The sequence below is a fragment of the Variovorax sp. GrIS 2.14 genome (genome assembly GCF_046115955.1).
Classification (GTDB): Bacteria; Pseudomonadota; Gammaproteobacteria; order Burkholderiales; family Burkholderiaceae_C; genus Variovorax.
Genome location: NZ_JBJXIA010000008.1, coordinates 93,025 through 105,691, shown reverse-complemented (window position 1 = coordinate 105,691; position 12,667 = coordinate 93,025). Strand labels below are relative to the sequence as shown.

The 12,667-nt window shown below is 63.4% G+C and carries 12 protein-coding genes; 8 read left to right on the top strand and 4 right to left on the bottom strand.

Translation table 11 applies throughout. From position 1 onward, the window contains the following. The first annotated feature begins 32 nt into the window (after window positions 1-32). Together RCH10_RS14805 and RCH10_RS14800 are read left to right on the top strand one after the other, a co-directional pair. Window positions 33-401, top strand: coding sequence for a TA system antitoxin ParD family protein (locus tag RCH10_RS14805; protein ID WP_409052957.1), 369 nt, complete (start codon window positions 33-35; stop codon window positions 399-401). Further along, window positions 398-994 carry a zeta toxin family protein gene (locus tag RCH10_RS14800; RefSeq protein ID WP_409052956.1) on the top strand — a complete coding sequence of 199 codons (597 nt, stop codon included), beginning with the start codon at window positions 398-400 and terminating at the stop codon, window positions 992-994. Before RCH10_RS14805 ends, RCH10_RS14800 begins: the two co-directional genes overlap by 4 nt. On the opposite strand, the gene RCH10_RS14795 is transcribed toward RCH10_RS14800, so the two are convergent. From RCH10_RS14795 to RCH10_RS14780, 4 genes are read right to left on the bottom strand one after another with little or no spacing between them, the layout of a single operon-like run. Further along, complete coding sequence (locus tag RCH10_RS14795; RefSeq protein WP_409052955.1) at window positions 991-1,797, bottom strand: alpha/beta fold hydrolase; 807 nt, start codon at window positions 1,795-1,797, stop codon at window positions 991-993. The two genes, RCH10_RS14800 and RCH10_RS14795, sit on opposite strands and share 4 nt — an antisense overlap. After that, entirely contained in the window at window positions 1,794-2,543 is a 750-nt protein-coding gene (locus tag RCH10_RS14790; protein ID WP_409052954.1) for an HpcH/HpaI aldolase family protein, read from the bottom strand. Before RCH10_RS14790 ends, RCH10_RS14795 begins: the two co-directional genes overlap by 4 nt. 16 nt (window positions 2,544-2,559) lie before the next feature. After that, entirely contained in the window at window positions 2,560-3,654 is a 1,095-nt protein-coding gene (locus RCH10_RS14785) for an LLM class flavin-dependent oxidoreductase (protein WP_409052953.1), read from the bottom strand. Further along, window positions 3,651-4,466 (bottom strand): GntR family transcriptional regulator, encoded by an 816-nt coding sequence (locus RCH10_RS14780; protein ID WP_409052952.1) that lies wholly within the window; start codon window positions 4,464-4,466, stop codon window positions 3,651-3,653. Before RCH10_RS14780 ends, RCH10_RS14785 begins: the two co-directional genes overlap by 4 nt. 144 nt (window positions 4,467-4,610) lie before the next feature. On the opposite strand from RCH10_RS14780, the gene RCH10_RS14775 reads away from it, so the two are divergent. From RCH10_RS14775 to RCH10_RS14750, 6 genes are all read left to right on the top strand, one after another. After that, entirely contained in the window at window positions 4,611-6,209 is a 1,599-nt protein-coding gene (locus RCH10_RS14775; protein ID WP_409052951.1) for an ABC transporter substrate-binding protein, read from the top strand. An 18-nt stretch (window positions 6,210-6,227) separates the two neighbouring features. Further along, entirely contained in the window at window positions 6,228-7,244 is a 1,017-nt protein-coding gene (locus RCH10_RS14770) for an ABC transporter permease (protein ID WP_409052950.1), read from the top strand. Window positions 7,245-7,279: 35 nt separating this feature from the next. After that, complete coding sequence (locus RCH10_RS14765; protein WP_409052949.1) at window positions 7,280-8,155, top strand: ABC transporter permease; 876 nt, start codon at window positions 7,280-7,282, stop codon at window positions 8,153-8,155. Continuing rightward, a complete protein-coding gene (locus RCH10_RS14760; RefSeq protein WP_409052948.1) occupies window positions 8,152-10,044 on the top strand; it encodes a dipeptide ABC transporter ATP-binding protein in 1,893 nt (630 codons plus the stop codon). Before RCH10_RS14765 ends, RCH10_RS14760 begins: the two co-directional genes overlap by 4 nt. 5 nt (window positions 10,045-10,049) lie before the next feature. Beyond that, a complete protein-coding gene (locus RCH10_RS14755) occupies window positions 10,050-11,438 on the top strand; it encodes an FAD-binding oxidoreductase (protein WP_409052947.1) in 1,389 nt (462 codons plus the stop codon). Between the two features lie 67 nt (window positions 11,439-11,505). Then, window positions 11,506-12,468, top strand: coding sequence for a hypothetical protein (locus RCH10_RS14750; protein ID WP_409052946.1), 963 nt, complete (start codon window positions 11,506-11,508; stop codon window positions 12,466-12,468). Window positions 12,469-12,667: the final 199 nt, after the last annotated feature.

Below are 12,667 nucleotides of genomic sequence, written 5' to 3'. Positions count from 1 at the left end.
ACCCAAGGTTTCATTAAGGAACCGTTGGAGCGATGATGGCACAAGCCGTAAAAATTTCCGATCTAGAAATGGACGCCTTGCGCGATGCTGCGCGGGTGAACAGCCGGTCGATCTCGGGGCAGGCCGAGCATTGGATCCGTATCGGTCGCGCGATCGAACGCGATCCGACCATCGGCTATTCGAAGGTCGACCTGGCGCTGCGCGGTCTTGAGCCGCTGGCGCTCGACACCCTCGGCGATGCCGAGCAGGACGCCTTCATCGAACGCATGGGTGACGCTCCAGCCACCGCGGTTGAACAGGATTTCTGGCGCAAGCGGCAACGAAAGGGTCTCGGCGTGGGCCTCGATGACGACGGCAACCTGGAGTTCGGCAAAGCAGTCCGGCCAACCGGCGGCCGGTGAGCCGCGCAACGATGTTTTTGCTGGCCGGACCGAACGGCGCCGGCAAGTCGACGCTCTACGAGCTGGCGATCGCACCTCGTATCCAGGCGCCTTTCATCAATGCCGACCTGATCCAGCGCGAAGAACTGCGCGACGCGTCCATGTCTGCGGCGTACACCGCTGCCAGCATCGCAGAAAACCGGCGGCGGCTGGCGCTCAAGCAGGGACTCAGCTTCGTTTCTGAATCGACGTTCTCGCATCCGTCGAAACTGGAATTAGTCGATGACGCCAGGCGTGCCGGCTTTCGAGTCGTGCTTTACCACGTCAACGTAGGCAAGCCTGAGTTGTCGGTCAGCCGAGTGGCGTTAAGGGTAGGCGAGGGCGGACACGATGTGCCCGAAGACAAGATCCGCGAGCGCTACGACCGCAATCAGCCATTGATCCGCCAAGCGGTGCTGCGCGCCGACTTCGCCTTTGTGTTCGACAACTCGCAGCTCAACGTCTCACCGCAGCGCATTCTGAGTTTCAAGGCAGGGCGCATCACCGCGACTGCCAGCGCGATACCGGACTGGGCTGAATTGCTCTATGCAGAAGAACTGCGCGCTTTCGGCTAGCCGGACAATTTCAATGTCGCGAGGAACTCCATCACGGCTTCGGAAAAAACTTCAGGCATCTGGTCGGGCAGCGGCACCATGCCGCGCTCGATGTTCAGCAGCCGGCTGCCGGCGATGGTTTGTGCGACCCTTGGCGCTGCCGGAAAAGCATGCGGGTCTTCGGTCGGCGCGATCACCAGTGTCGGGCTGGTCACCAGTGGCGTTCTTGTCTCCATCGCGTAGCGATTCACCACGCGGTGGCCTTCGACGGCGAGGTGGCCTGCCTTCAATGCGTCGGCGATGAATCGTTCGAGAAGAGCGATGTCGCCAGGCGGATAGAAGGGCATGCGCCGCTGCCACAACTCGGTCAGATGTTCGCCACCTGGCTTGCGCTCGACCTCGTCGATGATTCGCTTGCCGTGGTGCGTTGCACGGCGTGGCGCGTCGACAAAAGGACATGCCGACAAGACGAGCGCACTGACGCGTTCAGGCCGGCTCGCCGCCATCTCCAGGGCCACGGCCGCGCCGGTGTGATGCCCGACCACGGCCACTCGTTGCAAGCCCAATGCATCCAGCAGATCGAAAGCGACTTCGGCCCATCGCTCGATCGTGTTGTCTGCGGCCGGCAACGCGTCCGAATCACCGAAGCCTGCCGTGTCCATCGCGATGGCGCGGTAGCGCGCACCGATCAACGGCAGCACATCGCGGTACTCGTCCCAAGACCGCGGCGTCTGGTGCAGCAACAGAACCGGGAACCCCTGGCCAGCGCTGGCGATGTGAATGCAGCCCGATCGGATCGGCACGAACTGGCGATCGATGGTCATGATGCAAGGGCTGCGGTCGCGCGCTTGAAACCTTGAACCACGACATCGATGTCGTTGGCTGCGACCACCATCCGGTAGCCTTGCTCGCGTCGCTGAAGCGCTGCATCGGTCGTGCCGGTGAAGGCGCCACATGGCACTGAAGCGTCGTCGCAGGCGTGCTTGATTTCGGCGCAGGCCTCTGCATGTTTCGATGCATCGCCTGCACCGATTTCGAGCGACAGCGCGAGATCGCCGGTCCCGATGAACACCAAGTCCAGTCCTTCGACGGCAGCAATCTCCCGTGCGTTGACCAGGCCGGCCGCTGTCTCGATCATCACCATCACGGCGATGTGTTTTGCGCCTTCGAGGTACGCGCCGAAGTCCATTAACGGGCGCACGCCGCCTGCGGACCGAATGCCGTGCGGCGGGTACTTGGCGCAACGCACGGCGTGGCGACATTGCTCGGCGCTTTCGACCAAGGGGACGATCACGCCTTCTGCTCCTGCGTCCAGTGCCATGCCGATCGCCGTAGCCGAGTTTTCGGCCACACGCACGATCACCGGGATGTGGCTTGGCACCACGCCGATCGCGGCCTCCAGCTCTCGGCGATCCCAGAGGCCGTGCTGCATGTCGATGACGATGGCTTCGGGCTGCGCGCGCGCGGCGGCTTCGACGAGTGCGGCCGATCCGAGTGCGAGCCACGAGACGGCGATGCAGTCGCCCCCGGCAATGCGCGCTTTGAGAGTGGGTTGTGTGGGATTGAACATGGGTGGTTTGACGGCTTCAGGTAACGCGGAGTCCGGCCTGCTTCATCAGCGGCAACACACGGTCGCAGAAGAAAGGCAACTCGTCGGTGTAGTTGACGAAGGTGAGCGCTGCACCGGCATAGCCTTCGTTGGAAATTTTGACCAGGTCTTCGACGATTTTCTCGGGCGTGCCGACCAACGGGTACGTTCCGGCGCCGCCCGCGAAGCGCTTGCGATAGAGGTCGAACGCATTCTTGTCGTGCGAGTTGGAGAACTCTTTTTTCTGCGCCATGTGGTTGTCGACGGCGCCATGGTCGGCCAGCGTCACCGCATAGCGCTCGTAGTAGTCGTCTGCCTCCTTTTGCGTATCGCGGCAGACGACGTGGCATACGGTGTAGATGCCGACATCGCGGCCTTGCAGCTTCGAACGCTCCTTGATGTCGGCGTAGTGCTTGCGGCCATCTTCGATGTTGGAGAAGGTCGAGAACAGGAAGTCGCAGTTCTTTGCCGCGAAGTCGCGCCCCGGTGGACCAAAGGCCGCATTCATGGTGAGCGGTCGCGGCACCTGAATGCTCGCAGGTCGGCTGACGACGCCTTTGAGCGCGTAGTACTTGCCCTGGAAGTCGAACGGCTGATGGTCGCCATAGCAGCGCTCGATCACTTCCAGCCATTCCGCCGCCTGGCCATAGGCGTCGTCGCTGAGCTTGGCGCCGAACATCGCGAACTCGTCGGGATTCCAGCCGCAGACGATGTTGAGCCCGGCGCGCCCGTTGCTGATGTGATCGACCGTGGCCAATGCCTTGGCCGCATACACGGGATGCAGCAGCGGCACATGCACCGTCATGAACAGGCCGATCTGCTTCGTGACGGCAGCGAGTCCGGCCGCCCAGGTGAAGGTCTCGAAGGACCACTCGCGCACATGGTTCTTGCCACCGAAGCCGCGCCACCGCGCGATGGGCAGTAAGAACTCCAGGCCCGCGCGGTCTGCGATGCCCGCCGCGTTGAGGTTGTCGTCCCACCGCGCGCGCCATCGCTCCGGCACGTCGGTGATGGCGAGGCCTCCGTCCGCATTGGCGGAGAACACGCCAAGCTTGAAACGATTGGGGCCCTTGAGCGGGTGCAAGTGAGTCATGCGGTGAGATCCCTGGAGGCCGAATGGCTTTTGCGGGCTGTAGTGGCCTTACTTGCAGCAGTTGCAGTTGCAGTTGCAGTTGCAGGTGCGGAAGATGCTGCGGGTGTGGCTTCGCCGTGCACCGTTTCGTGCGTCGAGAAGTACGCCGCCTGTGCATCGGCCATGAACCGCTCCATGGCTTTGAACGCGAGCGCTGCATCCCCCTTGACCAGTGCCGCGTGGAGCTTGGACAGTCCGTCGACCACAACTTGTCGGGTTTTTTTGTTCACCAGTGTGAGCAGGCGCACGGTCTGCACATGGTCGACAAAGCGCCCTATGGTGTTCGCAAGGCGCTGGTTTTTGACCCGGCTCAGCCACGCTTGGCGGAAGGCCATGTTCGCCAAGGCCATCTCTTCGTCGTCGTTGTTCGCGGCCGCCTGGCGTGCCCGTTTGAGTGCGAGCGTCAGTTCCTGCTTTGCCGCTGCATCCACGTTGGACGCCACGCTCGCGATGGCCGCAGGCTCCAGCAGGCGGCGTACTTCGAAGATGTCGCGCACGTCGTCGAGGCTCAGTGTCGGCGCCACGAAGCCGCGAGTCGTGCCGACCAGATAGCCCTCGTTCACGAGACGCAGCAACGCGTCGCGCGCCGGCATGCGCGAAGTGCCATAAGCAGCAGCGACCTCGACATCGACCAGTCGCTCTTCAGGCTGGAGCGGCGTGTGCTGCAGGCGCTTGCGCAACTCGTCGTAGATGCGGTCGCCCAAGGTTTCCGCGCGGGCCAGCGGTTTGGGCGCGACCCTCGCGGCAGCCATCGTCGGCGCTGCTTTTTTCATTGCTTCCCACGGAACGTTTCTTGCATATGGAAACTGTATACAGTATATTTTGATTTGTCCAATCGCCTCTTTGGGCGCTTCGATGGCGCGATGCTTGCAAGCGTTTGGCCACCTGTTCCTTCAGACCCATCAGCGAGAACTTTCATGAACGATTTCTTGAGCTCGGGAACCCCGACAGACGCAGCACTGTCTCTGGCTGCACCGTCGTCTTTGAAGCCATCACGCCGCAGCTTCGTATTGGGCGCGCTCACCGTGGGCGCGGGCAGCGTGCTGCCGTGGGACCTTGCCAACGCGCAAGTCACGGACAAGTCGGCGCTGGCCATCGCGTACCCGGTCGACGTGCCCACGTGGGACCCGGGCGCCTTGTCCATCCCGACGATCCAGGCGATCTATCACACGGTGTTCGATTCACCGCTGCGCTACTCGCAACATTTGAAGCTCGAGGCGCGCCAGATCAAGCAGTGGCGCTGGCTCGACGACAAAGCGACGCGACTCGAGATCACGTTGCGCGACGACATCCTGTTCCACGACGGCTCGCGCATGACGATGGACGACGTCAAGTACAGCCTGTCGGAGCGGCCCAAGGCAGACAAGAAGTTGCTGGTCGGTGGCATGTTCAACACGCTGGCCGATGTGGAAGTGCAGTCGCCCACCAAGGGCGTGCTGGTCTACAGCCGGCCGACGCCGGCGGGGCCGATCTACCTGGGCTTCCTGGCGATGTACATCGTGCCGAAGGCCTACATGACCCAGGTCGGTGCCGAGGGCTTCAACGCCAAGCCGATAGGCGCCGGCCCTTACCGCATGGTCGAACATCAGCGCGGCTCGCGTATCGTGCTGGAGGCTTTCGACAAATACTGGGGTGGTGCGCCTGCCATCAAGCAGGTCACCTTTTTGATCGTGCCGGAGCCATCGGCGCGCGTGGCGCTTGTGGAGTCGGGCAGGGCGGCGATGGCGGTGCAGTTGCCGATGCGCGAAGTCCAGCGTCTCGCCACCAAGACCGGCATCGTCACAAAGATCTATCCGTTCTCCGAGGTCTACATGCTTCGGATTCCCAACTACGTGAAGCCGTTCGAGAACGACCATGTGCGCAACGCGATGCACCTGTCGATCGACAAGACGGCGTTGTCGAAGGCCTTCTACGGCGGCGTGGCCAAGCCGCTGTCGGTGATGACGCCGGAAGGCACGCCGTCGTTCAGCGACTTCCAGTTTCCATTCAACAAGGCCAAGGCCATCGAGGAGCTGAAGGCCGCCGGCTTCAGCACGAGCAATCCGGTCGCGCTGACGCTGCTCAGCACCAATGGCACCTTCCCCAACGACTTCGACATGGCACGCGCCATCGCGCAGATGTGGAAGGCAGTCGGCATCAACGCGACGATCGAAGAAACTACACCGGCCAAGCTCGTCGAAGCTGCGCAGAACGGCAAACTGACGGGCGTGCTGCTCTACAGCTGGGCCAACAGCACGGGCGATCCGGAGAACTATGCAGGCCGAATCTTCGACCCGCGCCTGCGCTTCGCGACCTGGAAAGACATGTCGCTCGCGCCACGCATCGACGGGCTGATGACCGAAGTGGACGAGGCCAAGCGCATGGCTGGCTACAAGGCACTCAACGCGGAGTCCTCGGAGAAATCGTGGGCGATCCCGCTGCTGCAAGGCGTGGCGACTGTCGCGTACTCGTCGACGCTGCAGCCGGTGCTGTTCGACAACGGCTACGTGTTGCCGGTCGAATACAAGTACCGCTGACAAGGCACGCGCGCCCCTGTGTTCCAACTCGTTTCCACCATCGTGATTCGCCGATTGCTGGTGGCGATTCCCACGCTGCTGTTGCTGTCGCTCGTGGTGTTCGTGGTGTTGCGATTGCTGCCCGTCGATCCGCTGGCGATGATGCTGCCGCCGTCGGCCACCGCAGCGGATTCAGCAGCGTTGCGGCAGCAGATGGGCATGGACAAACCGATCCCTGTCCAGTTCCTGATCTGGCTCTGGGATGCGGCGCGCGGGAGTCTCGGCAACTCCATCAACTTCCGCCAGCCGGTGGTCGGCTTGATGGTGACTGCTCTCCCGGCGACCATCGAACTGGCCGTGGTCGGCTTGGTGCTGGCATTGATGATCAGCATTCCCGGCGGCGTCATCGCCTATGTGCTCTACAAGCGCAAACGCGAGACGGCGGCCGACCTGGTCGTCACCTTGCTTCAGTCGATTCCGTCGTTCCTCTGGAGCCTGTTGCTGATTCTCGTCTTCGGTGTGCTCTGGCCGGTAGTGCCGTTCAGCGGCCGCGTCGGGCAAGAAGTGACGCTACCGGGCATTACCGGATTCGCCATGATCGACCTGCTCGTTACCGGGCAGTTTCAGGCCTGGCTGAGCGCGCTGTCGCATCTCTTCTTGCCTGCACTCGCACTCGCGTTGAGCTTTGCGCCGCTGGTCATCCGTGTGCTCCGCTCCGGGCTGATCGATGCCGCCAACGAGCCTTATGTCGAAGTTGCGCGACTTCGCGGACTGTCTGAGACCCGCATTCTCTGGCGCCATATGCTGAAGAACGCCGCGCTGCCGACGATCACCATGATCGGTGTGCAGTTCGGCTTCCTGTTCGGCGGCGCGCTACTGGTCGAAATGATCTTCGGCTTCCCCGGCCTGGGCAATCTGATGGTGCAGGCGGTTCGGGGCAACGACTTGCCGTTGATCCAGGGCATCTCGCTGATCTTCTGCGTGCTGATGCTGGCTATTACGGTCGTCGTCGACGTGCTGTATGCCTTGCTGAATCCGAAGTTGAGGAATCTGTGACGCAATCACCGGCGCCAGTGTCGATGCCCGCCGCTGTGAGTCGCTCTGCAAAGCAGCGCGGTGCGCTCAGGCAGTTGGCGTCGCAGCCGCGCGTACAGATTGGCGGCGGCATTCTCCTGCTCGTCGTTCTGGCCGCGCTCTTTGCACCGTGGGTCGCGCCGCACGATCCGCTGGAGCAAGACCTGCTGCACATGCTGTCGCCGCCGATGTGGTCGGCAGAGGGCGAAGCTTCTTTTCCGCTGGGCACCGACAGCCTGGGCCGCTGCGTGTTGTCGCGCGCTATCTATGGTGCCCGGGTGGCGCTGCTGGTGGCGATCGTCTCCGCATTCGGCGCGATGCTGCTGGGCAGCACGCTCGCAGTTGTCGGCGGCTACTTCGGCGGCAAGATCGACCGCGGCATCAGCTACGTGGTCGATTTGTGGATGTCGTTTCCGCCGGTCGTTCTGTCGTTGATCCTGCTGGTAGGGCTCGGCTCTGGCGTCGACAAAGTGATCCTTGCGGTCGTGCTGGTCGACTGGACGCGCTTCGCTCGTGTGGTGCGGGCCGACGTGCTGGTGACGCGGCGCCGAGACTACGTGCTGGCCGCACGGCTCATCGGTTTCACGCACCTGCGCACCATGTTGCGCGAGGTGCTGCCCACCGTGGTGCCGCTGATGATCACGCTGTTCTCCATCGAGATGGGCATCGCGATCATCGTGGAGGCGACTCTGTCTTTCATCGGCCTTTCCGTGCCGCCGGACATCACGACCTGGGGCCAGATGCTGGCCGATGCGCGCAGCGACATGCAGAGCGCCGCGTGGGTGATGCTGGTGCCGGTCGCCTGCATCGTCGTTACCGTGCTCGGCTGCAACCTGTTGGGTGACGGAATCCGCGTTGCGCTCGATCCGCGCTTGCGCACACGGAGCGAATGACGATGCTGTCCATCTCGAACCTCACGCTGACCACGCGGGTCGATGGCAAACCCGTCGAATTGCTGCGCGACATCACGCTGTCGGTGCAGCGCGGCAAGGTGCTCGGACTGGTCGGCGAATCGGGTGCCGGCAAGAGCATGATCGGTCGCCTGATCGCGGGCCACACGCCGCCGGGCTTCGCGGTGACGCAGGGCCGAATCGACTTCGACGGCAAGAACCTGCTGTCGCTCGGCGCGCGCGAATGGCGCGGCCTGCTCGGACGGCGCATCGCCTTCATTCCGCAAGAGCCGTTGACCGCGCTCAACCCGGTGTTGACCATCGGCCAGACCTTCGACGAGCACCTGATGCTGCTGGGCATTGCCGCCAGCCGGCGCAAGGATTTGATCGTCGCGCAACTGGCTTCCGTGAAGCTGCCGCACCCCGAGAAAATGGTCCGCCGCTATCCGCATGAACTGTCGGGAGGTCAGTGCCAGCGCGTGTTGATCGCGATGGCGTTCGTGGCCAATCCTGCGCTGATCATTGCCGACGAGCCCACCACGGCGCTCGACGTAGTGAGCCAAGCGCACATCCTTACGCTGCTTGCCGAGCAACAGCGCCAGCACGAGACAGCGGTCATTCTCATCACGCACGACCTGCGGCTCGCTGCCCACGTGTGCGACGACATCGCCGTGCTGTACGCAGGGGAGCAAGTCGAATACGGACCGGCCGCAGACGTGTTGCGCGAGCCGCGCCATCCGTATACCTGGGCACTGCACGATGCGACGCCCGATGTGCACGGCATTCAGCGGGTGCTGCCGATGCTCGGGGGTCAGATGCCGGGACTCTCGGCATTGGCGACGCTCGGCGGTTGTCGATTCGCGGCACGCTGCCCGACGCGCAATGCGACCTGCGAAGTCGGCGTGCGCGCTTTACGTGAGTCTTCGCCGGGTCATTGGGTGCGCTGTGCCGATACGTGCGAAGTGGCGCCGCATGTCGTCGCCTCCGTAGACGATTCAACAAGCGCCGCTGGCAGCGCCAACTGGCGCGCACCGCAAGGCGATCCGACTGCAGCACCCCTCGTCGAACTGCGCAATGTCACGCTGCGCTACACCGAGCGCCGCGGCCTGCTGGGCCAGCGCCAGGTGCACACCGATGCAGTGAGCCGGGTGTCGCTCAAAGTCCAACCGGGCGAGTTCGTCGGCATCGTCGGCGAAAGCGGCAGCGGCAAGACCTCTGTCGCGCGGCTGATCGTCGGCGCAGAGAACATCACCGCCGGTGAGCTGCTGATCGAAGGGCAAGACCGCGCCAAGGCCGCGTCGACTGTGCAGCGCCTGACCCGCGAGCACGTGCAGATGATCTTTCAAGACCCGCACTCGGCACTCAATCCGCGGCGCAGCGTGCTTCGCTTGTTGACGCAAGCGTACGAGGTCGGTCACATCCCCGGTGCGTTGCAACGATTGCCGAGGCAGGAGCGCGCATCGCAGTTGCTGCAGGACGTCGGCCTGGCGTCCGATGCGCTGGAGCGATTTCCCAGTCAGCTGTCGGGTGGTCAAAAGCAGCGGGTGAACATCGGCCGTGGGCTGTGCGTGATGCCGCGGCTGGTGGTGGCCGACGAGATCGTGTCGGGACTCGACGTATCCATCCAGGCGCAGATCCTCAACCTGCTGCTCGAACTCGGGCGCGAGCACGGCATCGCCTTGTTGCTGATATCGCATGACCTCTCCGTGGTGCGCTACCTGTGCTCGCGCGTCATCGTCATGCAGTCCGGCAAGATCGTGGAAGAGGGCAGGACAGACGAGGTCTTCGCCAACCCGCAACACGCCTACACCCGCTTGCTGCTCGCCTCCGTCCCGCCCGCCGATCCGGCCATCGCATGGCCGCCGGTGCCGGCCTCTACCGAAACAGCCTGAACACCATGCCAATTACCTTCGAACTCGAACTCCAATCCGCGCTGCCCGACAACACAGTGACGTTCGGCGAAGCGATCGAGCCGAAGTACTGGCATGACTGGAGCGGGCTCGCGCCGGTGCAGCCCTTGGCGCTGGTGCGGCCGAGGACCACGCAGGACGTCTCGATTGCGATGGCGCTCTGCAACGAACGGCGCATTGCGCTCGTCCCACAGGGCGGCCTCACCGGGCTGGCAGGCGGTGCGCAACCGGTCGCCGGCGGCGTGGCGATGTCGCTCGAACGCATGAGCGGCGTCGAGGAAATCGATGCGGTGATGGGTACGATGACGGTGCTGGCCGGCACGCGGCTTTCGGAGATACAGGATGCGGCGGAAGCAGCCGGCCTGTACTTTCCGCTGGACCTTGGTGCACGTGGCTCCTGCAGCATCGGCGGCAACCTGTCCACCAATGCCGGTGGCAATCGGGTCATCCGCTACGGCATGGCGCGCGATCAGGTGCTCGGGCTCGAATATGTATTGCCCGACGGCACCATCGTCAGCTCGCTCAACAAGATGATCAAGAACAACGCGGGCTACGACCTCAAGCAGTTGTTCATCGGATCGGAAGGAACGCTCGGCATCATCACGCGCGTCGTGTTGCGCCTGCAGGCCAAGCCCATTTCAGTCGCCACGGCGATGTGCGGCTGCCCCGACTACCAGGCCGTACTGACGTTGCTGAAGACCGCACGCGCCAAGCTCGGCCCGTCTCTCTCAGCTTTCGAAGTGATGTGGCCGAGCTTCGTGGACTGCATGACGGCCGGCCTGCCGCAACTGCGCAAACCCTTCGCCGAGGCACACGGCGTCTACGTGCTCATCGAGGCGAGCGGCTTTAGGGAAGAGGGCGAATCGACGCACCTGGAGGCGTGTCTTTCGGCCTTGCTGGAGGAGGGCGCCCTCACCGACGTGGTGATCGGTGCGTCTGAACGTGACGCGAAGGAACTCTGGGCCCTCCGCGACAGCGTCTCGGAGTATCCGAAAGTGCTCGGTGCGGTGATCGGATTCGACATCGGCTTGCCGACGACACTGATGGGCGAGGCGGTGTATCGCGTGCAGCGAGAGGTCAAGGCGCAGTGGCCGGACGCGCACGTGCTTTGCTACGGGCACATCGGCGATAGCAACCTGCATGTCGTCGTCAACGTACCTTCTGCGGGCGCGCATCAGCCGCATGCCGAAGTCGATGTCCTGGTCTACGAACTGGTTCGCAGCATGGGCGGCACGATATCGGCGGAGCACGGCATCGGGCTCGTCAAGAAGCCGTTCTTGTCGTTCACTCGATCGCCGGAGGAGATTGCCTTGATGCAGCGCATCAAGGCAGCGCTCGACCCGCACAACGTGCTGAATCCCGGCAAGGTTTTTTAAGGGCGGGACAGTGGGTCCGCGGACATCGGGCCCCGACTACGATGGCGGCAAACGCACTGGAAACATCATGACCAAACCCTTCACGCAATCACCGACTCTCTGCGGTGCACTGCGCAAGCCGCGCCAGATGCTGGCCGATCAAAAGTACGACGGGCACAAATCCATCCACGACGATGCCATGGCCGAGGGCCTGGGCCTTCGCGCTGGCCCGATCGAGGGGCCGACGCACTTCAGCCAGTTCGACCCGTTGCTGTTCCACGTCTTTGGCCAGGCGTGGTTCGAGACCGGCTGCATCAGCGCGCATTACCAGAACATGGTGGTCGAAGGCGAAGAGGTGCGTGCCTTTGTCGATCTGCCGTTGTCGCCTGAAGAAGGGTCGCCGCGTCTGGTGCGTATTCACGCAGAGAAGCGCGACGGGACACCGGTGTTGACCGGCACCGCCTCGGTAGGCGATGCGACCGATGTGCCGCATGAGATTCAACAGCGCATCGCCAAACTGCGACCGGCCACAGGGCTTGTGATCAACCGCGACCTGAAGGTGGGGCAGCGGGGTGCTGCGGTCGAAAAAATCCGGATGGGGTTCGATCAGCACATGGGCGACCACTATCCCTTCACGCTCGCCGACAAGCTCGCGGTCATCACGGAACCCTGTGCCTGGTACCCGCGCGAACACGGGGCCGAATCGCCATGGGGCCGCGCCATCATTCCGATGGAAATGATCAGCGTGCTGCTCGGCAGCACGTCGGGTGAGTCCGGCCTGAGCGGTCGCAAGCCAGCCGTCGGACTGTTCGCGGGACAAGAAATCCGCTTGATCGCGGGGCCGCTGTTCGTCGACCAGGACTACGAGTTGGAGCGAGAGATCGTCGCCCTGAGCGAGAGCGCGCGCACCGAGTCGGTCTGGATACGCACGCGTGTCTATGACGGTACGGTGACATCGCGGCCGCTGGTGGCGGAAATGATCCTGAACGGGGCGGTGATGAAGGCGTCTTATCCCGCGTACGAGGTCGAGGCGAAGGCACTGTACGACTAAAGGGTACGGCTGGAAGCTGGCCGTCGTGCGACGGTGCTATGTGATGGTCAAAGAAGCGACGGCCGTCAGTTGGACTTTGAACGGCCGACCATCGCGGTTGTGTGCGCTTCCGCGCTGTGCCGCGTTCCGTAAGTGCCGACACTGCTGAATACGCTTTTCGGCCTTGCTGGAACGTCGAGTTAGTAACCGGGAGCACTGG

Bases quoted from the DNA above. Each gene is read 5' to 3' on its own strand.
- RCH10_RS14780 (WP_409052952.1), bottom strand. From the start codon at position 4,466: ATGAAAAAAGCAGCGCCGACGATGGCTGCCGCGAGGGTCGCGCCCAAA.
- RCH10_RS14755 (WP_409052947.1), top strand. From the start codon at position 10,050: ATGCCAATTACCTTCGAACTCGAACTCCAATCCGCGCTGCCCGACAAC.
- RCH10_RS14785 (WP_409052953.1), bottom strand. From the start codon at position 3,654: ATGACTCACTTGCACCCGCTCAAGGGCCCCAATCGTTTCAAGCTTGGC.
- RCH10_RS14790 (WP_409052954.1), bottom strand. From the start codon at position 2,543: ATGTTCAATCCCACACAACCCACTCTCAAAGCGCGCATTGCCGGGGGC.
- RCH10_RS14750 (WP_409052946.1), top strand. From the start codon at position 11,506: ATGACCAAACCCTTCACGCAATCACCGACTCTCTGCGGTGCACTGCGC.
- RCH10_RS14805 (WP_409052957.1), top strand. From the start codon at position 33: ATGATGGCACAAGCCGTAAAAATTTCCGATCTAGAAATGGACGCCTTG.
- RCH10_RS14760 (WP_409052948.1), top strand. From the start codon at position 8,152: ATGACGATGCTGTCCATCTCGAACCTCACGCTGACCACGCGGGTCGAT.
- RCH10_RS14775 (WP_409052951.1), top strand. From the start codon at position 4,611: ATGAACGATTTCTTGAGCTCGGGAACCCCGACAGACGCAGCACTGTCT.
- RCH10_RS14795 (WP_409052955.1), bottom strand. From the start codon at position 1,797: ATGACCATCGATCGCCAGTTCGTGCCGATCCGATCGGGCTGCATTCAC.